Here is a 19,122-nt window from a genome sequence, read left to right on the forward strand (position 1 = left end):
GCACCGCCACCGAAAGGACGGACCGGCATGCTCGCGATCATCTCCGCGATCCTCTTCTTCATCTCCTTCCTCATCAACGCGACGGACCTCTCGACCAACGCCACCTTCAGCTCCACCAACGTGATGCTGCTCGGCCTCGCCGTGCTCGCCCTGCATCTCGCGGGCGTCGGCGCCGGCTGGTCCGCGCGCGGCCGCAGAAGGTGACCGGCGGCGGACGGAGACCCGGAACCCGGACGAGAGAAACGCGAGAAAGAGGTATGGGTCGGTGAACCCTGGGTACGCGCCCTGTCGACCGGCCGAACGGCCGCTCGGACGCCCAGGGGAGGACGCGCGATGACGGCGACGACGACGGGTACCGGCACACGGCGGATCGAAGAGATCGCCAACCCCTCCCAGATCGCCCCCAAGGACGCGCGCGAGCTGACCCGCCACTTCCTCGCGCGGCTCGCGACCCTGGAGGAGGGCACCCCCGAGCACCAGTACGCGCGGGGCACCCTGATCGAGATGAACATCTCCCTGGTCCGCTACGCGGCCTCCCGGTTCCGCAGCCGGGGCCCGGAGGAGATGGAGGACATCGTCCAGGTCGGCGTCATCGGCCTGATCAAGGCGATCGACCGCTTCGAGGTCGCGCGCGAGGTGGAGTTCACCTCCTTCTCCATCCCCTACATCGTCGGCGAGATCAAGCGGTTCTTCCGCGACACCTCCTGGGCCGTCCACGTGCCGCGCCGCCTCCAGGAGGCCCGCGTCCAACTGGCCCGCGCCACCGAGGAGTTGAGCACCCGCCTGGGGCGCACCCCGACGGTCGCCGAACTCGCTCAGCTCATGAGCCTGTCCGAGGACGAGGTCGTCGAGGCCCGCCTCGCCTCCAACGGCTACAACTCCTCCTCCCTCGACGCCGCCATCTCGGCGGGCGAGGAGGGCGAGAGCGTCCTCGCCGACTTCATCGGCTGCGAGGACGGCGCCCTGGAGCTGGTCGAGGACTTCCACGCCCTCGCCCCGCTCATCGCCGAGCTGGACGACCGCGAGCGGCTGCTGCTGCACATGCGGTTCGTGGAGGAGCGCACCCAGGCCGAGATCGGAGCCCGGCTCGGCGTCTCCCAGATGCATGTCTCCCGCCTGCTGAGCCGCCTGCTGGCCCGGCTGCGCGAGGGCCTGCTCGCCACCGGCTGAGGCCCCGTCGCCGATTCGCTCCCGTTCCCATCCCTGCGACGACCTGCGGTGTGGTCCCGGCCGGGCGGCTGCTGTAGATTGCGCCCGCCCGGCCGCGTCCTTCCCCCGGAGGCGCGCGGCACGAGGCCGAGCACGCGGGTATGCTCACCACAGTTGTCGAACGACAACTATGGGGGCGGACACGCAGGTGGGGAAGGCGGAACAATGGTGACGTCGCAGCCGAGTGCTGCCGGTTCGACCTCACCCGCGCACTCGGACCCGGGCGAGCTGTGGCACTGGCGCGAACCGTCGGTCCTGCTCGTCGAGGACGACCCGGGTGACGCCCTCCTGGTGGAGGAACTGGTCGCGGACAGCGCCCTCAAGATGCGCCTGCGCTGGGTGCGCTCGATGGCCGACGCCCGCGCCGTGCTCGCCCACGAGACCCCGGACTGCGTCCTGCTCGACCTGCATCTGCCCGACGCGTCGGGCCTGGAGGCGGTCTCGCAGTTCCAGCTGCACGCCGACCAGGTCGCCGTCGTCGTCCTCACCGGCCTCGCCGAGGAGGAGACCGGCCTGTCCGCCGTCGCCGCCGGAGCCCAGGACTACCTGGTCAAGGGCCGGGTCGAACCCGACCTCTTCGGCCGCGCCGTGCGCTATGCCATCCAGCGCAAGCAGGCCGAACAGGCCGCCGTCGCCCTCCAGGCCAGCCAGATGCAGGCCCAGGAGAACGCCCGCCTCGAACGTGGCCTGCTGCCCCGCCCGCTGCTGCGCCGCGGCGCCGGGGACGCCGTCCAGATAGTCGCCCGCTACCGCCCGGGCCGCTCCCAGGCCCTCCTGGGCGGCGACTTCTACGACATCGTCCAGGACGCCGAGGGCACCGTCTCCGCACTGATCGGCGACGTCTCCGGACACGGACCCGACGAGGCCGCCCTCGGCGTCGCCCTGCGCATCGCCTGGCGCACCCTCGTCCTCAGCGGCGTCCCGGCCGCCGAGCAGGTGGCCCGCCTGGAGGAGATCCTCGTCGCCGAACGCGCCCGCACCGAGGTCTTCGCCACCCTCACCAGCCTCACCCTCGCCCCCGACGAACGCCGGGTCCGCATCACCCGCGCCGGACACCCCGGCATGCTGCTGCGCACCCCGGACCAGGAGGTGAACTGGATCGAGGTGCCCGCAGGACCCGCGCTCGGCGTCATACCGGGCCAGGCCCACTGGCCCATCCAGGAACTGGACGTACCGGCCGGCGCCGCCATGGTCCTGGTCACCGACGGCCTCTTCGAGGGATACGTCGGCCGGGGCCGCGACCGGCTCGGCGAACAGGGGCTGCTGCGCCTGGCCCGCGAGGTGACAGGACTGCCACCGGAGGCCTTCGTCGACCGGCTGATCGAACGCGCGGAACAACTCGCCGAGAGCCAGGGCGGCCTCGACGACGACGTCGCCGTACTGCACCTGAGCTGGAACTGAACCGACCATGCCGGAGGACGACGTGACGACCGCTGGAACAGGCGGGCCGGGCAGAGGCCACCGGCTGACCGTGCAGGGCTGGTACTACCTGGCCGTGGCCGTGATGATGCTGCTGGTCATCGGCGGCAGCGTGATCGGGGCCCGGCTGCTCGACCAGACCGCCGACGCCACCGACCGGCTCACCGACCGGGTACTGCCCGCCCAGACCGAGGCCGTCCGCCTCCAGGCCACCCTGGTCAACCAGGAGACCGGCGTCCGCGGCTACGCCATCGCCGCCGACAAGCAGTTCCTCACCCCCTACACCAAGGGGCAGGAGGCCGAGGCCCGTGCGGTGGCCCGGCTGCGCGACCTCGTCGGCGACCGGCCGAAGCTGCTGCGCGACCTGGAGGCCGTCGAACAGCAGGCCGCCGCCTGGCGCCGCACCTTCGCCGACCCGCTGGTGGCCGGCGTCACCGTCGGCAAGCCCGAGACCATCGACAAGGCGGTCGCGGAACGCAGCCGGGTCGCCTTCAACGAACTCCGCGCCCGCTGGGCCGTCCAGAACGAGGATCTGGCCCGCGCCGTCCACGACGGCAAACAGCGCGTCGAGCACGAACGGACCGTGCGCACCTACATCCTGGGCGCGCTGGTGGTGACGTTCCTGCTGACCGCCGTCGTGCTCACGCTGCTGATGCGGCTGCTGGTGGCCCGCCCGCTGGACGCGCTGCGGGACTCCTCCCGGCGGGTCGCGCGCGGCGACTTCCAGCACGTCATCAGCGGCGGCGGCCCCAAGGACCTCACCGCGGTCGCCCACGACGTCGAGTACATGCGCCAGCAGCTCGTCGCCGAACTCGAAGCCTCCCAGGCCCAGCAGGAGATCCTCACCAGCCAGGCCGCCGACCTCGACGCCCAGGCCGTCGAACTGCGCCGCTCCAACGCCGAGTTGGAGCAGTTCGCCTACGTCGCCTCGCACGACCTCCAGGAACCGCTGCGCAAGGTCGCCTCGTTCTGCCAGCTCCTGGAGAAACGGTACGGGGAGAAACTCGACGAACGCGGCCTCCAGTACATCGACTTCGCCGTCGACGGCGCCAAGCGCATGCAGATCCTCATCAACGACCTGCTCACCTTCTCCCGCGTCGGCCGCGTCAACGACGCCCGCCTCCCCGTCGACCTCGACCAGGCCCTCGACCGCGCGCTGGCCAACGTCGAGACCGCCGTCACCGAGACCGGCGCCCGCATCGAACGCCCCGCCGAGCTGCCCGGCATCGTCGGTGACCCGATGCTGCTCGCGATGCTCTGGCAGAACCTCGTGGGCAACGCCGTCAAGTTCCGTCACCCCGACCGGGCCCCGCACGTCCGCATCACCTGCGAACGGGACCCCGACCACCCCGACGCCTGGCTGATCGACGTCGTCGACAACGGCATCGGCATCCCCCGGGAGTTCAACGAGAAGGTCTTCGTGATCTTCCAACGGCTGCACAGCCGCGACAGCTACGGCGGCACCGGCATCGGCCTCGCCCTGTGCAAGAAGATCGTCGAGTACCACGGCGGCCGGATCTGGATCGACACCGACCACCTCGACGGCACCCGCTTCCGCCTGACGCTCCCGGTCGCCGCCGAACCGGCCGACACCTCGCACGACACCCCGCACGACACCGAGGAAAAGGTACGTACATGACTGTTCCCGCCGCCACGCCCATCGATGTCCTGCTCGTCGAGGACGATCCCGGCGACGAGCTGATGACCCGGGAGGCCTTCGAGGACAACAAGATCGGCAACACCCTGCACGTGGTGCGTGACGGCGAGGAGGCCCTCGACTTCCTCTACCGGCGCGGCGAGCACCCCGACGCCCCGCGCCCCGAGCTGATCCTCCTCGACCTCAACCTGCCGAAGTACGACGGCCGTCAGGTCCTGGAGAAGATCAAGTCCGACCCCGACCTGTCCCACATCCCGGTCGTCGTCCTCACCACCTCCGCCGCCGAGGAGGACATCCTGCGCAGCTACAAGCTGCACGCCAACGCGTATGTCACCAAGCCGGTCGATCTCGACCAGTTCATCGCCGCGGTCCGCCAGATCGACGACTTCTTCGTGCAGGTCGTCCGGCTGCCCCGCCCGCACCGCTGAATGATCCGGCCCCGGGCGGCATGGGTCGGCACAGACGGGTAGAAGTCTGTGCGTGACACCGGTGAAGGCGAGTTCTATGGATGCGAAGTGTCCGGACCAGGGCGACAGGACCCCGGGCCACGGGCGGACGCGGATACAGGCGACGGCGGCGTTCGAGGGTGACGGCGGCTGCATAGCCGAGGCCCGCCAGGTGGCGACCGCGTTCCTGGGCCGGGTGCGCTCCGCCCACGGACTGCCCGTCTCCGTACGGGCGTTGGACGTGACCCAGCTGGTGGTGAGCGAACTCGTCACCAACGCCCGCAAGTACGCGCCGGGACCCGTGCTGATGGACCTGCGGATCGTGGCCGACCAACTGGAGGTCACCATCTGGGACTCCGGGCCCCGACTGCCCGTCGTGCACAGCGCCGACCCCGAACGGCCGGGCCGCCACGGCCTGGAGATCGTGACCGCCCTGGTGGAGTCGTACCGGGTGTCGATGGAACCGGTCGGCAAGCGCGTCACCGTACGGATCGCCCTGCGCGACGCCGGGTAGCCACGCCGGGGTAGCGACACCGGGCGCGGGAGGCTCAGTCCCGTGCCCAGAGCCGGACCACCTCGTCGACGTCGCTCAACAGGGCGACGTTCAGGCCCAGGTGGGCGAGGGCGGCGGTGTGCACGGCGGGGTCGTAGGCGGCCGTCGCGTCCCGGGGGACGACCACGGGCCAGTCCAGCTGCACGGCGTCCTGCGCGGTCGCCTGGACACAGCACTCGCTGGTCACCCCGGCCACGGTCAGCCAGTCGCAGCCGGCCGCCCGCAGCCGCGCGTCGAGATCGGTGCCGAAGAACCCGCTGTACCCCCGCTTCGCGACCCGTACCTCACCCTCGGCGGGCGTGAGCCGGTACCAGTCGGCGCCCGAAGTGCCGTGCAGGCAGGGCTCGTCCGGGGCCATGGGGCCGGTGTAGTCGCCGCCGCGCAGCCAGTTGCCCGCCCGCCACGGCCGTGCCGGATCACTGCCCAACTCCACCCACGCCACCGGTACTTCGGCGGCCCGCGCGGCCTCGACCAGCTGTCCCACGCGGGTGACGGCGGCGTCGAGGGCGGCCAGGACGGCGTCGCTCAGACCGTACGCCGCAAGCCGCTCGGGGGCGGCGAAGTCGCGCTGCACATCGACCACGACCAGCGCGGGCCGGGCCTCGGGCCGGGTGAGATGGGCGAGTTGACGCGCCCGCAGGCCCGTCACCGCGCGGCCGCCTCGTCGCGGGCACGCAACGCGGGCAGCACCGTGTCCCCGAACAGCAGCATGTCCTCGTCGTACTCCGGGAAGATCAGCATCAGCCCGTCCAGGTCGGCCTCGCGCACGATGTACTCGATGTGATCGGTGACCGTCCCCGCCGACCCCGCCACATACGGCGTCTGGAAGGCGGCCTCACCGTCCGCGCCCTCCGCCCACGCCCGCGCCTGCTCGGCCGGCATGCCCCAGCTGGCCCGCATCTGCGCCAGCGCCTCCCGGTCGAGCCCGGCGCTCCACGCCTTCACCTTCTTCGCGGCCAGCTCGTCGGTCTCGTCCTGGACGACGGTCAGCATCGAGTACGTCCGGCACACCCGCCCCGCCGCCCGGGCCCGCGCGTGCACGTCCGCCGACAGCTCCCGCATCTCCTCCAGGCTCTCGGCGCCCAGGAACGCGCCGTCCGCGTACGCGGCCTGGAAACGCCGGGCGTCCTCGGAGCGGCCCGCGTTGATCAGCGTCGGCCGGATCGCGGGACGCGGCCGGGACTCGCAGTCGACGAGGTCGAAGTACGGGGTGCGCAGGGTGACGGAGTCCTCGGCCCACAGCCGGGTGACCGCCTCCGTCCACTGCTCCGTCAACCGGTACCGCTCCGCGTGGCTGAGGTCCGGGTCCCACTCCCCGAACTGCGCGAACTCGCCCGCGTACGAGCCGTTCACGATGTTCAGTCCGGCCCGGCCGCCGGAGATGTCCTGGAGGGTGGTGAGCATCTTCGCGGCGACGGCCGGATTGTGGACGTTGGCGTGCAGGGTCGTCCAGATCTTGACGCGGCTGGTCGCCTCGGCGAGGGCTGCCATCATCGTCGTCGACTCCAGCGACCGGCCCCAGTGGTCCGTGCTGCCGCCGAAGCCGCGCCACTTCGCCATCGACATCACGAAGTCCAGGCCGATGCGCTCGGCGTGCAGGGCGGCACGCCGGTTCCACGCGTAGGACGCCTCCGGGTGCGGCGCGGTGGTGGACAGCATCCAGCCGCCGTTCCCGATGGGGAGGAAGATTCCGTACTCTTTCGCGGGCATGGGGTGCGGGCCTTTCGCTGGGGTGGCGCGAGACGACGACATGTGCCGTACATGTTCCTGACACAGCGGCCGTCGAATCATCTTCCCGCCCCCGGGTGCCGCGCGGCGATCAGATCCCGAAAGGCGCCGCGTACCGCACCGTGCCGCCGGGCAGCGGACGTTCACCGCCGAGGGTGAGCGTCATCAGGGCCTCGTCCGGGACGTCGACGCTCAGCCGGATGCCCTGCTCACAGGCCCGCGTGAACCCGAACCGGGGGTAGTACTCCGGGTGCCCGAGCACGACGACACCGCGCTCCCCGGCGTCCGTCGCCGCCCGCAGCGCGGCCCGGATCGCCGCGGAACCGGCCCCGGTCCGCTGCCGCTCGGGCAGCACCGCGCACGGCGCGAGCGCCAGGGCCGCGACGGCGCCGATGTGACACCGGGTCAGCAGGGCATGCCCGACCGGTCGGTCGCTCCCGTCCACGGCGACGACCGAGAACCCGTCGATCCAGGCGCCGGGATCGGCCCGCAGGGCGTCGACGAGATCGGCCTCCTCGGGGGTGGGGAAGGCCGCGAGGAGGATCGCACGGACGGCGGCGGCATCGGCGTCGGTCTCGGCACGGGTGGTCCAGGAGGTGCGCATGGTGCCGGAGTACACCATGGGCCGGGCGGGCGTGGCCACCGGATCGCCCACGCGGCCGGTGCCGGTGGCGCGTGCCGGGCCCGTCGACTCCCGTACCGGAGCGGGCGGTTCGGTCACCGGCGGGGGGAGCGGCGGACGGTGAGGACGGCGACGTCGTCGTGGCGGCCACCGTGCCCGGCGAACGCGCGGGCGTCGTCGTACAGGGCCTGCGGCAGCCCGGTGGGGGAGAGGTCCAGGTGGGCGGCGATCCGCTCCTCGACCGGGTAGAACGTGCCGTCCGCCGCGCGGGTCTCGGTGAGACCGTCGGTGGACAGCAGCAGCGTCGCCCCGTCCGGGAAGTCGAACCAGCCGACCGTGATGGGCTCGACGGCGAGCGCGGCGAGGCCCAGCGGAACGCCGGAGTCCAGTTCCGGCACGGTGACGGCGCCCTCGTGCACCAGCAGGGGCGGCACGTGTCCGCAGTTGACGGCCTGCACCTCGCCGCCCCGGTCGATGCCGAGGACCAGCGCGGTGACGAACCGCTCGTCGTCGCCGGTGTGTTCGGCGTACGCGTTGTGCCGGACCACGGCCGCGTCCAGGGCGTCGGCGAGCGCGGTGAGCGTCGGCTCGCGGTGCGCCGCCTCGCGGAACGCGCCGATCACCGCGAACGCGGCGCCGACCGCCGCGAGCCCCTTGCCCTGCACGTCCCCGATCAGGACCCGGGTGCCCCAGGCCGAGGAGACCACGTCGTAGATGTCCCCGCCGACCAGACGGTCCTCCTGGAGCGGCTCGTAGACGCCGTTGACCAGCACGTCGGCGGTGACCATCGGCAGCGGATGCAGGATGTGACGCTGCATCGCGGCGGCCGTGGAGCGCAGCCGCAGCATCTCGTGCTCCCGTCTGATGCGCCGCCCGCAGGCATAGACGGACGCCACGCCCAGGGCGACGGTCAGCAGCACCAGGAGGAACCGGTCGAGCCAGTGCGCCCGGTCGTCGGCCGCCCGCGCCAGCACGGTCGCCGCGACGACGAGGGTGGTCCAGCCGGTGACGAACGTCGTCTGCCGGACCGTGCACAGCGCCGACGCCGCCGCCGGAAGGAAGATCAGCAGCCCGAGCAGCCACACCTCGGACCCGGACAGCACGCCCAGCACCTCGACGGCGAGGGTCACCGCGACGACGGCCAGCACCAGTTCGGCGTTGCCGGGTGGCTCGATGGCATCGAAGACCGGGTCGGAAGTCGGCGGGCGACGACGGGGCATGGTGGCTCCTGTGCAGGTGATGATCTCCTCATACGGTATGCGGCCCGACTTCTGGCTCAAAAGGGCCGCACCGCTCCTCCCGCGTGTGACGACGCGGAGGGAGCGGTGCGGCCCGGTACTGCGGGGTGCTGCGGGGGCGTCAGTTCTGGCCGAGGGCGATCGCCTGGGCCGGGCAGACGGCCGCCGCCTCCCGCACCAGCTCGTGCTGGTCCGGCGGCGGGTTCTCGTCGAGGAGAACGACGATGCCGTCCTCGTCGCGCTGATCGAAGACGTCCGGCGCCACCAGCACGCAACTCCCGGCGCCGCAGCACTTGTCCTCGTCCACGGTGACCTTCACCATCGCACCGGCACCTCCTGGAGCCCGCCGACGATGAGCCCCTCCAGCCGCTTCAACTCCTCCACCGGCACGGCCAGTTCGAGGGTCGGCAGCTTACGCAGCAGGACTTCGAGGACGACCTGCAACTCGGTGCGGGCCAGCGCCTGCCCCAGGCAGGAGTGCGCCCCGGCGCCGAACGCCAGGTGCGGGTTGGGACTGCGGCCGAGGTCCATGCCGTCGGCGCCGGTGAAGGCCTCCTCGTCACGGTTGGCGGCGCCGAGCCCGCAGAAGACGGTGGTGCCGCTCGGCACGGTCGTGCCGTCCAGGTCCAGATCCTCGGTGAGATAGCGGCGCAGGCCGTACGCGCCGAGGTTGGCGTCCGCCCGCAGCGACTCGTCCACGGCGGTGCGGATCAGCGAGCGGTCGGCGAGGAGCCGTTCCCAACGGGTGCGGTCCGACAGGAGCATGGCGATCATCTTGCCGATCATGTTCGCCGTCGTCTCGTGCCCGGCGACCAGCAGCGCGATGGCCGTGTCGCACAGCTCCTCGTCGGTCAGGCCCTCGCCCTCCGCGCGGCTCTCCTCGATCAGCGTGCTGATCAGGTCGTCGCCCGGCGCGGTCCGCTTCTCGGCGATCAGCTCGGTCATGTAGGCGGTGAAGTCGACATGGGCCTGCGCCGACTGCTCCTTGGTGTACCGGTCGAGGTTCAGGAACGCGTCCGACCAGTAGGAGAAGCGCTTGCTCTCCTCGACCGGCGCGCCCAGCAGCTCGCAGATCACCGCGACGGGGAGCGGGAAGCCGAGCGCCGGTTTGAGGTCGGCGGGCCGCCCGCTCGCCACCATCGCGTCGACCAGCGTCTCGGCGGTCCGGGTCATGCCGGGGCGCAGAGCGGTCATGCGTTTGGCGGTGAAATAACGGCCCACCATCCGTCGCCACCGCTGGTGCTCCTCGCCCTTGGCCGCGATGGAGAGGCTGCTGTCGTTGCTGGTCGCGATCCCGCCGCCGCTCGCGGGCGCCACCCGGGCGCTGGCGTCGCCGGGCAGGGGGCGGGAGAAGCGGGTGTCCGACAGCAGCTTCTTGACGTCGGCGTAGCGGGTCAGCAGGGCACCGGTGTCGCCACTGGGCAGTTCGACGGTGGCCACCGGGCACTGCTTGCGCAGCAGCTCCCACTCCGTCGGCGGGTCCAGGGCTCCGTCGGCGGGCAGCGGCAGGCGGAGGACGGGGTCGTTCTGGCTCATCGGACTCTCCGTGCGGGGGGTCGTGCCGTCATTTAAGTCAACGGGTTTATTTAACCTAGGCCTCGATCCACGGCCCGGCAAGAGGGCGCCGCCGAACGCGACACGATCTGGCCAGAAGCCGACTCCGGGGGGCGGGGGAGGGGGCTCGGGAAGGTGCGGGTGTTCTCGGGAAAATGCGGGTGTTCGTACGGTACGGCGTACCGTACGATGACTCGTATGCCTCGACATTCCGCAGCGCTGGACCGTGCCACCCCGGACCGCATCGCCGAGGCCGCCCTGCTCCTGGTGGACGAGGGCGGCCCCGACGCGCTGACCTTCCGCGCCCTGGCCGCCCGCCTGGACATCGCCGTCGCCTCGCTCCAGCGCCGCTGCACCGACCTCGCCGGACTGCTGGACCTGTGCACCGACCACCTCGCCACCCGGCTGCCCGACGTGGCACCCGGCACCGACTGGACCCTCGCCACCGAGACCCGGTTCACCGCCCTGTACGGCGTGCTCACGGCCCACCCCGGACTGCTCGCCCTGCGCGGCACCCGCCCCTGGCTCGGCCCGAACCTGCTCGCGCACCTCGCCGAACCCCAGCTCGCCGACAACATCGCCGTCGGCATGACCCCCGAGGAGGCGATCGCCGCGTACCGCGGGATGTATCTGCTCACCCTCGGCAGCGCGGGCTTCGTCGACCACCGCGACCCACAGGGCTCGCGGGCGGCCAGCCGGCTCGCGATCGCCGCCCTCGACCCCGCCGACTTCCCCGTCATGACCGGCCACCTGAACGTGATCGTGGCCGCGATGCACGACCACGACGTCTACCGCGGCGCCCTGCGCCGGCTCATCGACGCGGCGCACCCGGCCGCGTCCAGCACCCCGAGGAACCCCTCCCATGACTGACAGCAGCCCCCTGCCCCGCGTCTTCAGCAGCGACAACACCGCCGGCGCCTCCCCGGAGATAGCCGAGGCCGTGGCCCGCGCCGCCACCGGCGCCGCCCTGCCCTACGGCACCGACGACCTCACCGCCCGTGTCCGCACCCGCCTCGGCGAGATCTTCGAACGCGAGGTCGATGTCCTGATCGTCTCCAGCGGAACCGCCGCCAACGGACTGAGCCTGGCGACCCTCACCCCGCCGTGGGGCAGCGTGCTGTGCCACCGCGACAGCCACATCAACAACGACGAGTGCGGAGCGCCCGAGTTCTTCACGGCGGGCGCCAAACTGGTCCCGCTCGGCGGGGCCGACGCCAAGATCGACCCGGCCCAGCTGCGCGCGGCCGTCCGGCACAGGTCCGGCGACGTGCACAGCGTCGTCCCGTCCGTGGTGAGCGTCACCCAGGCCACCGAGACCGGCGCGGTCCTCACCCCCGACGAACTCGGCGCCCTCAGCGACATCACCCGGGAGGGCGGGCTGCGCCTGCACATGGACGGCGCCCGGTTCGCCGGAGCCGTCAGCGCCCTCGACGCCAGCCCCGCCGACCTCACCTGGCGGGCCGGGGTCGACCTGCTGTCGTTCGGGGCCACCAAGAACGGCACGATGACCGCCGACGCGATCGTCGTGTTCGACCGCTCCCTCACCCCCGAACTCTCCTTCCGCACCAAGCGGGGCGGCCAGATCACCGCCAAGTCCCGTTTCCACGCGGCCCAGTTGGACGCCTATCTCACCGACGGGCTGTGGCTGCGCAACGCGGAGCGGGCCAACGCCATGGCCGCCCGTCTCCAGGACGGCCTGGCCGAGATCCCCGGCATCGAGCTGCTCGGCGAGACCGCCGCCAACATCGTCTTCTGCCGGCTGCCCCAGCAGGTGACGGAGAAGCTCCTCGCCGACGGCTTCGTCTTCTACCACGACCGCTGGGAGCCGGGCGTCGTCCGCCTCGTCACCTCGTTCGCGACGACCCGCGACGACGTCGACGACCTCCTGCGCGCCGCCACGGACGCCGCCTCGACCGGCGGAGCGTGACCGCGAGCCACGGGCGGGGACGCTGAGCGTGATCACTCGGGCCCGTGGAGTGCGTAGGCTTTCGACGTCCGAACTCGCCGATCCGGCCGAGGAACCGCGGCGGCCTGGGGGACGGGCCGCCCTCCAGCGGAACGACGTCCCGGGACGGCGCTGGTGATGAACGGAAGAACGAGACGCGACGAGCAGGTCAGCGCGACGCGTGAGGCGCTCCTCGACGCGGCCGAGCGCCTGTTCGCCGAGCACGGGGTGCACTCCGTCGCCAACCGGCAGATCAGCCTGGCCGCCGGGCAGGGCAACAACGCCGCCGTCAGCTACCACTTCGGCACCAAGACGGATCTGGTGCTCGCGGTGGCCCGGCGGCACGCCGCGGCGATAGAGGAGATCCGGCGGCGCATGCTGGCGGAGCTGGACGACTCCGCCGGGCTGCGGGACTGGGTGGCCTGCGCGGTCCGGCCCGTCACCGAGCACCTGGAGAATCTCGGGGCGCCCAGCTGGTACGCCCGTTTCATGGCCCAGACGATGACGGACCCGGCGTTGCGCGCGGACATCAACGAGACGTTCGTGGGCGCGTCGCCCTCGATACGGGAGCTGGCGGACAGCATGAACCGGTGCCTGCCCGACCTGCCGGCCAGCGTGCACGCCGACCGCGCCTCGATGACCCGCCACCTCATCACGCAGATGACCGCCGAACGCGAGCGGGCCCTCGCCGACCACGCCCCCACGTCCCGGGCGAGCTGGCACGACGCCGCGAACGGCCTGATCGACGTGATCGCGGCGCTGTGGCTGGCGCCGGTCACCGAGGACGGCTGACCCTCCGTGACCGGCGCGAGCTCCCTCGGCGTCAGCGCCGCGCGAACTGGACCCGGGTCGACTGCGTCACGTCGGGGCGGATCGTGAGCCCCTCGACGGTGAGCTGTTCACCGTAGATGTCGGTGAGCCGGATCGGGCCGCCGCAGCCGCTGCCGTCCTCGGAGAGGAAGTAGTTGTAGGTCGTCCGCGTCAACTGCTTCCAGCCGCCGCCCACTTGCACCTCCAGGCGGGCCAGCGGATTACGGTGCCCGATGGCCTGGATACCGCACCAGTACTGCGACGAACCGGACTTGTAGCGCACCGAGAGCGTGCCGAGGTCGCTCGGGCTCACCAGGTTCCACGTGATCGGGATACGGCCCTTCGAGGGCTCGGCGAGCTGGGCGAAGGCCTCGGCGCTGAGGTCGAGTTGACCGACCGCGCAGTCACCGGGGCACTCGTTGGTGATCCGGACGGTGATGGACTTGCCGCCGGACTGGACGCGGACGTAGGCGCCGCAGGCCTTGGCCGTCTCGTAGTCGGCGGTGTTCATCGCGGCCGTCATGACATCGGACCCCGCGTCGTACAGACACGCGCCACTGCCGTCGGTCCCGTAGAAGGTGGCGACACCGCTGTACGTCACGTCCGGCTTGATACGCCCGGCCAACGGCGCGTCGGCGGCGGCCACGTGGTCCGCCTTCGCCTTGCGCTGCGGCGCGGGCTCGGAGGGCGCCGAGGGCGACGGCGACTGCCGGGGCGCGTCGGCGGCCGGTGCCGGCGTCGGCGTCGGTGACGCCGACGGGGCCGGGCTGGGCGAGGCGGACGGCGCGTCCGAGGCGGGCGGCTGGGCCGCCTGGGCGCCTGTCACCGACGTGGACCTGGTCTCCTCGGCGTCCGCGCTGCGCCCTTGCAGGAGGACCAGCACCAGAGAGAGAACGACGAGGGCCGAGGCCGCCGACACCAACACTAATCGCCTGTGCACCTGACCCGACCGCCTTACTGCCGCCCACTTCCGCCACACGCAGGCGCGGTGCCGGGACGTGTGATCGTGCCAGACCCAAGTAGGCACGTTCAAGGAGGAGTTGATCTGCCGGGGCCGTTGTCCGGATGTCGCCCCTGACGGCCGGATCGAGGGTGCGGCCAGGGAGGGGGCGAGCGATGAGGGCCGACTGTCTTCCTGGTGGCGGGGTGGTGAACGTTGAGCCAAGACCGTTGATTGTGGGGTGAGTTGCTGTCCCGGGGGCGTGGGCGGCCCGGCCGGTCGGGGTACCGGTCGGCAGCGGACACCTGCCCGCCCACCCGCAGGTGAGGGGCTCGACGGAGGGCGCGGCAAGGGCTCCATCGCAGGGCGTGGGAAGCGCTCCATCCCCGGCGAGGGTAGGAGGCGGTGGAAGGCGCTGAAGGGGACCCGGCCGAACTCGCAGGTTTGGCGGGGTTCTTGCCGGGCACCCGGAAGTTCGCGCTTCGGACCCGAAGCGGAGGCCGACAAAGGTGTTGCGGCCGAGGGGTCCGGGCGCCCTTTTCCACGCTCAGCGCAGAGCCCGGAGCCCCGCCCCCCCCGACGGGCCACGGAGCCATCACCTGTTGCCAGGCGAACCAGAGGAGCGTGCCAGATGCTGATCCCTCACCCCGCCGTCCTGCGGAATGCCCTCGACGCGTACGAGGCCGCCCGCGCCGCGGAGACGACGAACCCGGCCCCCGGTTCCGTACCCGGGCGCCGTGTGCAGGACATCGCCTACACACTCTGCGTGCTGACCAATACCCGTGACGTGACGTTGGCCCGGCAGGCCGCGCGCCGACTGCTCGCCGTGCGGACGACCCCGGTGGCCGACCTGCCGCGTCCCCGCACGGCCCCCGCCGCCGCCTGACCCGGAGACGGCCGCCCGACCCCGGCGTGTGCGCAGCCGCGCCGGGGGCATCCGCACCGCAGGAGGCCCCATGAACCCGATCACCCTGGCCCGCACGGGCCGCACGCACGCCGAGCGCGCCGCCCGCGGCTCCGTGACCGAGGGCGCCGCACGCGCGGGGCTCACCGCACGCGGGGTGATCTACCTCATCGTCGGCATCCTCGCGATCCGGGTCGCCTTCGGCGACGGCGACCGGCAGGCCGACCGGGGCGGTGCCCTGGAGGAGCTGGCCCAGCAGCGGTTCGGCGCCGTCCTGCTCTGGGCGCTCGGCGCCGGGCTCGTCGGCATGGCGGTGTGGCGGCTGTCCGAGGTCGTCTTCGGCGCGGCGGGACCGGAGGGGCGCAAGGCCCGCAAGCGGCTGATGTCGGCGGCCCGCTGCGTGTTCTACGGGTTCGTCGCCTACTCGGTGCTCGTGTTCGCCGCCTCCCCGAGCGACAGCGGGAGCGGATCGAGCGACCGGCAGTCCCGTGACGTCACCGCCAGGGCGCTTGAGCTGCCCGGCGGACAGTGGATCGTGGGCCTGGCCGGCGCCGGCATCGTCGCGGCGGGCGGCTGGATCGCCGTCCGGGCCGTGCGCCGCACGTACCACGACAAGCTCAAGCTCGGTTCGATGTCCCGCAGGGCACGACAGCTGGTCGACGTGACCGGCGTCGGCGGCGGCGCCACCCGCGGCCTGGTCTTCGCCACCGCCGGAGTCTTCGCCGTACGGGCCGCCGTCGACTATCAACCCGATCGGGCTAAGGGCCTCGACGACACGCTGCGCACCTTCGCCCATACCCCGCTGGGGCCGTGGCTGCTGGTCTGCGTGGCGGTCGGACTGGTTCTGTTCGGCCTGTTCTCCTTCGCTCTGGCACGGTGGCGGAAGGTCTGAGCGCCGACGAATCGGGAAGGCGAACATGATGAACGAGCCCGAGCTGCCATCGGAGAACAGCCCCGTCGACATCTACCTCGATCTGCTGCGCGCGCGGATGGACTCGAAGGACTACCGACTGCTCATCGAAGCGGTCGAGCCCGCACTGCGGGCCATCGAGGAGCATCGCCTGCCGGAGATGGAGTTCGCCATCGACGACCGGCCCGAGAGCCTGCCCCCGGCCATTCGCGACGAGGCCGTCCTCGTCATCGCCGCGGCCGTCACCGGGCGGATCGACAACGAGGTCGTCGAGATCAGCGTCGGCGACGAGGCCCCGCTCAGGCTGGTCACCGACGCGGACACCGCCACCGACCCGGAACGCCTCAACGAAATCGCCACCTACCTGCGCGAACGCCGCCGCCAGGACGAGGTGCTCAGGGGAATCGCCGAGGTGAGCGACCTACCCACGGACCTTTGAGACGGGGGTTGGAGCGGGGGCCGTCGAATAGGGAGACAGCGGGTCCGGAGCTGGCCCGCTGGGGGGCATTCTGTGCCTGTCCTGAACTTGCTCTGCCTTCCAAGGCTTGCCCTGCCTTCCAAGTTGTCTCTCCACCCGGACCTGCCAGGTCTGCCGACGGCCTTGAGGGGCTCGGCCGGAGCGGCAGGGCCAGTTGGGCTGCCCGTGTGCTCTCAGCCAGTATCCGCACCTGGCTGAGGGCAGGGAGCCGGATATCCACAACGCCGGTCTGATGATCGGAGAGGCGCCGTCGATCGCCCCCCTCGACCTTGCCGCGCCCTGCGCCTCCAGCGCCCTGACGCGTGCGGCGCCCCGCGCCTCCAGCGCCCTGACGCGTGCGGCGCCCCGCGCCTCCAGCGCCCCGACGCACGCCGCGCCCCCCGCCTCCACTGCCCCGAGGCATGCCGCGCCCGACCCACACCACCCCCCGCTGCCCTCACGCCCCACCGCCCCCAAACCCGCACTCCCCGAAAGGGTGAACTCCCCGGTCGTACGGCGTGTCGTGGGCGTCGGACCAGCACCCTTCGACACCAGGAAAAACCGGCGGGCACCACCGGGCACAGCAGCACGCACCGCACCACAGCCGACGTGGCACAAGCGGCGCTGCCCACCGGCCCAGCACCGCCGACCACCAGCCAGGACCCGAGGGATCTCAGGGGGCGAATGTGACAGGGCGCAGGCGGCGGACGTCGTTGCGGGACCGAGCGCGGTATCGGTTCGACCGCACGCTGGCCCGTAGCACCGGCGTGCTGATGGGCTGGCTCTCCGTGTGCTGTCTGGGGATCGTCATTCCCGTCAGCGCCCTGCTGGTCTGGACGGACCCGACGTCCCCGCACTCCTTCACCGGCCGGCTCGTCATCGTCTGGCGCACCAGCGCGGAGACCCTCCGGCTGAGCGGCGTCACGGGCGCGCCGTTGCGGATGCTGCTGTCCGCGCTGCTCGGTGTGATCGCCCTGCTGTGCGTGTCGACCTTGATCGGCGTGATCACCACCGGGCTCGGTGACCGGCTGACGGAGCTGCGCCGAGGCCGTTCGACGGTGCTGGAGCGGGGCCACGCGGTCGTGCTCGGCTGGTCCGACCAGGTGTTCACGGTGGTCGGTGAACTCCTCGCCGCCCGCACCGGCCGGGCACGCGACGTCGTCGCCGTTCTCGCGCATCGCGACCCCGCCGAGATGGACGAGATGCTCAGGGCCACCCTCGGTGTCCCGGCCGGAGCCGGGCTGGTCTGCCGGACCGGATCTCCGTGGGACCCCCGGGCCCTGGAGGTCGTCACGCCGGACGAGGCCGGTTCGGTGCTGGTGCTGCCGGTGGAGGACGCCGACGCCGACCCCCAGGTGGTCCGCGTCCTGCTCGCGCTGCGGACCCTGCTCGGCGAGCGGCCAGGACCGCCGGTGGTGGCCGCCGTGCGCGACACGCGCTATCTGCCCGCCGCGCGCCTCGCCGCCGGACCACAAGGAACGGTGCTGGCAACGGAGTTGACGACCGCCCGCCTCCTGGTCCAGTCGGCCCGGCGCCCCGGACTGTCGGCCGCGTTACGTGACCTCCTCGACTTCGCGGGAGCCGAGTTCCATGTCCGCGACGCCCCGGAACTGGCCGGGCTGTCCTTCGGGGACGCCGCCCTGCACTTCGAGAAGTACGCCGTCGTCGGCGTCCTGTCGTCCGACGGCCGTCCCACCCTCACCCCGGCGCCGGGGACGGTGCTCGCGCCCACGGACCGGCTGATCGTCGTGGCCCACGACGACACCCCGACCGTGCCCGTCGACCTCCGCGCCCACGTCGACGCCGAGGCCGTCGTCGCGCCCGCCCCGCGCCCCGAAGGCCCCGCCCGCATCCTGCTGCTCGGCTGGAACCGACGCGCACCGCTGATCGTCGACATTCTGCGCGGCACCGCCCGCCCCGGATCGGCCCTCGACGTCCTCACCGGCCCCGAGCCCGCCCCCGCCCCGACGCAACCCACCCGGCCCAGCCCCTCCGACACCCCGCCGCCCGGACCACTCGACGTCGTCTTCCACCCGGGCGACCCGACCCGCCCCGAAGTGCTGCGCGCCCTCGACCTGTTCGGCTACGACAGTGTCCTCGTCCTCGGACCCGACGTGGGCACCGGACCCGAACGACCCGACGACCGCACCCTGTTGACCCTGCTCATGCTGCGCTCCCTGGAGAAGGAGACGGGCCGCGCACTGCCGGTGGTGGCCGAGCTGAGCGACCCGCGCAGCCGGGCCCTGGCCCCGCTGGGCCCGGCCGCCGACGCCGTGGTGCGGGGCGAACTCACCGCTCTCCTCATGACGCAGATCTCCCACAACCCGCTGCTGGCCGGGGTGTTCGAGGAGATCTTCGCCACCCGGGGCGGCGCACTCGCCCTGCACCCGGCCGGCGACTACGTCCGACCCGGCCAGGAGACGTCGTTCGCTACCGTCGTCGCGGCGGCCTCGGGGCGCGGCGAGTGCGCGATCGGCTACCGGACCCACGCCCCGAACACCGCACCCCGCGACGGCGGCATCCGGCTCAGCCCCCGCAAGAGCGAACGCCGCCCATGGAGCGCCGACGACGAGATCCTCGTTCTCACCGCGGCCACCGACCCCCCGCCCCAGCACGCGCTGCCGGGCATGCGCCAGGACCACGAAGAACGACACCATGAGGAAGGCGGTTCCCCCACCGGCGTCCCTCTCGGATGACCTCCGAAGCCTCCATCCCTCTGGCCCATCTCCC

Annotated in this window: 20 protein-coding genes; 13 read left to right on the plus strand and 7 right to left on the minus strand. The window is 72.3% G+C overall.

The annotated features are described in order from the left end of the window. Positions 1–27: 27 nt before the first annotated feature. From ACIQOU_RS12500 to ACIQOU_RS12525, 6 genes are all read left to right on the plus strand, one after another. Complete coding sequence (locus ACIQOU_RS12500) at positions 28–204, plus strand: hypothetical protein (RefSeq protein ID WP_401536404.1); 177 nt, start codon at positions 28–30, stop codon at positions 202–204. A gap of 129 nt (positions 205–333) precedes the next feature. Next, on the plus strand, positions 334–1,170 hold the full coding sequence (locus tag ACIQOU_RS12505; protein ID WP_401536406.1) for a SigB/SigF/SigG family RNA polymerase sigma factor: 837 nt from the start codon (positions 334–336) through the stop codon (positions 1,168–1,170). Between the two features lie 204 nt (positions 1,171–1,374). Beyond that, positions 1,375–2,610, plus strand: coding sequence for a PP2C family protein-serine/threonine phosphatase (locus ACIQOU_RS12510; protein WP_401536408.1), 1,236 nt, complete (start codon positions 1,375–1,377; stop codon positions 2,608–2,610). Positions 2,611–2,713: 103 nt separating this feature from the next. Next, entirely contained in the window at positions 2,714–4,267 is a 1,554-nt protein-coding gene (locus ACIQOU_RS12515; RefSeq protein ID WP_401536738.1) for an ATP-binding protein, read from the plus strand. Then, complete coding sequence (locus ACIQOU_RS12520) at positions 4,264–4,713, plus strand: response regulator (RefSeq protein ID WP_401536411.1); 450 nt, start codon at positions 4,264–4,266, stop codon at positions 4,711–4,713. The genes ACIQOU_RS12515 and ACIQOU_RS12520 overlap by 4 nt, the downstream gene beginning before the upstream one ends. Positions 4,714–4,789: 76 nt before the next feature. Next, positions 4,790–5,245: an ATP-binding protein gene (locus ACIQOU_RS12525; RefSeq protein WP_401536413.1), complete on the plus strand. Its 456-nt coding sequence runs from the start codon at positions 4,790–4,792 to the stop codon at positions 5,243–5,245. A 34-nt stretch (positions 5,246–5,279) separates the two neighbouring features. Here ACIQOU_RS12525 and ACIQOU_RS12530 read toward each other — a convergent pair whose 3' ends face one another. The 6 genes from ACIQOU_RS12530 to ACIQOU_RS12555 form a co-directional block, all read right to left on the minus strand. Further along, positions 5,280–5,933 (minus strand): cysteine hydrolase family protein, encoded by a 654-nt coding sequence (locus ACIQOU_RS12530; RefSeq protein ID WP_401536415.1) that lies wholly within the window; start codon positions 5,931–5,933, stop codon positions 5,280–5,282. Next, positions 5,930–6,994: an LLM class flavin-dependent oxidoreductase gene (locus ACIQOU_RS12535; protein ID WP_401536418.1), complete on the minus strand. Its 1,065-nt coding sequence runs from the start codon at positions 6,992–6,994 to the stop codon at positions 5,930–5,932. Before ACIQOU_RS12535 ends, ACIQOU_RS12530 begins: the two co-directional genes overlap by 4 nt. A gap of 109 nt (positions 6,995–7,103) precedes the next feature. Then, positions 7,104–7,616: a GNAT family N-acetyltransferase gene (locus ACIQOU_RS12540; protein ID WP_401536739.1), complete on the minus strand. Its 513-nt coding sequence runs from the start codon at positions 7,614–7,616 to the stop codon at positions 7,104–7,106. Positions 7,617–7,729: 113 nt separating this feature from the next. Then, a complete protein-coding gene (locus ACIQOU_RS12545; protein WP_401536420.1) occupies positions 7,730–8,854 on the minus strand; it encodes a PP2C family protein-serine/threonine phosphatase in 1,125 nt (374 codons plus the stop codon). Between the two features lie 139 nt (positions 8,855–8,993). Next, entirely contained in the window at positions 8,994–9,191 is a 198-nt protein-coding gene (locus ACIQOU_RS12550; RefSeq protein WP_401536741.1) for a ferredoxin, read from the minus strand. After that, positions 9,188–10,408 carry a cytochrome P450 gene (locus ACIQOU_RS12555; protein ID WP_401536422.1) on the minus strand — a complete coding sequence of 407 codons (1,221 nt, stop codon included), beginning with the start codon at positions 10,406–10,408 and terminating at the stop codon, positions 9,188–9,190. Before ACIQOU_RS12555 ends, ACIQOU_RS12550 begins: the two co-directional genes overlap by 4 nt. Before the next feature lie 216 nt (positions 10,409–10,624). Here ACIQOU_RS12555 and ACIQOU_RS12560 point away from each other — a divergent pair, with 216 nt between their 5' ends. The 3 genes from ACIQOU_RS12560 to ACIQOU_RS12570 all read left to right on the plus strand — a co-directional run bounded on the left by ACIQOU_RS12560 (position 10,625) and on the right by ACIQOU_RS12570 (position 13,163). Then, positions 10,625–11,296, plus strand: coding sequence for a TetR/AcrR family transcriptional regulator (locus ACIQOU_RS12560; protein WP_401536424.1), 672 nt, complete (start codon positions 10,625–10,627; stop codon positions 11,294–11,296). Next, entirely contained in the window at positions 11,289–12,353 is a 1,065-nt protein-coding gene (locus tag ACIQOU_RS12565) for a threonine aldolase family protein (RefSeq protein ID WP_401536426.1), read from the plus strand. The genes ACIQOU_RS12560 and ACIQOU_RS12565 overlap by 8 nt, the downstream gene beginning before the upstream one ends. Before the next feature lie 156 nt (positions 12,354–12,509). After that, the gene (locus ACIQOU_RS12570; RefSeq protein WP_401536428.1) at positions 12,510–13,163 is read left to right on the plus strand and encodes a TetR family transcriptional regulator; all 654 of its coding nucleotides are present in this window, start codon (positions 12,510–12,512) and stop codon (positions 13,161–13,163) included. 31 nt (positions 13,164–13,194) lie between these two features. Here ACIQOU_RS12570 and ACIQOU_RS12575 read toward each other — a convergent pair whose 3' ends face one another. Further along, complete coding sequence (locus ACIQOU_RS12575; RefSeq protein WP_401536431.1) at positions 13,195–14,121, minus strand: expansin EXLX1 family cellulose-binding protein; 927 nt, start codon at positions 14,119–14,121, stop codon at positions 13,195–13,197. Positions 14,122–14,752: 631 nt separating this feature from the next. Here ACIQOU_RS12575 and ACIQOU_RS12580 point away from each other — a divergent pair. From ACIQOU_RS12580 to ACIQOU_RS12595, 4 genes are all read left to right on the plus strand, one after another. After that, positions 14,753–15,007, plus strand: coding sequence for a DUF5133 domain-containing protein (locus ACIQOU_RS12580; RefSeq protein ID WP_401536434.1), 255 nt, complete (start codon positions 14,753–14,755; stop codon positions 15,005–15,007). A 70-nt stretch (positions 15,008–15,077) separates the two neighbouring features. Further along, complete coding sequence (locus ACIQOU_RS12585) at positions 15,078–15,917, plus strand: DUF1206 domain-containing protein (protein ID WP_401536437.1); 840 nt, start codon at positions 15,078–15,080, stop codon at positions 15,915–15,917. Between the two features lie 28 nt (positions 15,918–15,945). After that, the gene (locus ACIQOU_RS12590; RefSeq protein ID WP_401536743.1) at positions 15,946–16,374 is read left to right on the plus strand and encodes a hypothetical protein; all 429 of its coding nucleotides are present in this window, start codon (positions 15,946–15,948) and stop codon (positions 16,372–16,374) included. A gap of 704 nt (positions 16,375–17,078) precedes the next feature. Beyond that, positions 17,079–19,088, plus strand: coding sequence for an NAD-binding lipoprotein (locus ACIQOU_RS12595; protein ID WP_401536439.1), 2,010 nt, complete (start codon positions 17,079–17,081; stop codon positions 19,086–19,088). Positions 19,089–19,122 lie beyond the last annotated feature (34 nt).

The organism is Streptomyces sp. NPDC091279, assembly GCF_044757465.1.
GTDB lineage: Bacteria > Actinomycetota > Actinomycetes > Streptomycetales > Streptomycetaceae > Streptomyces.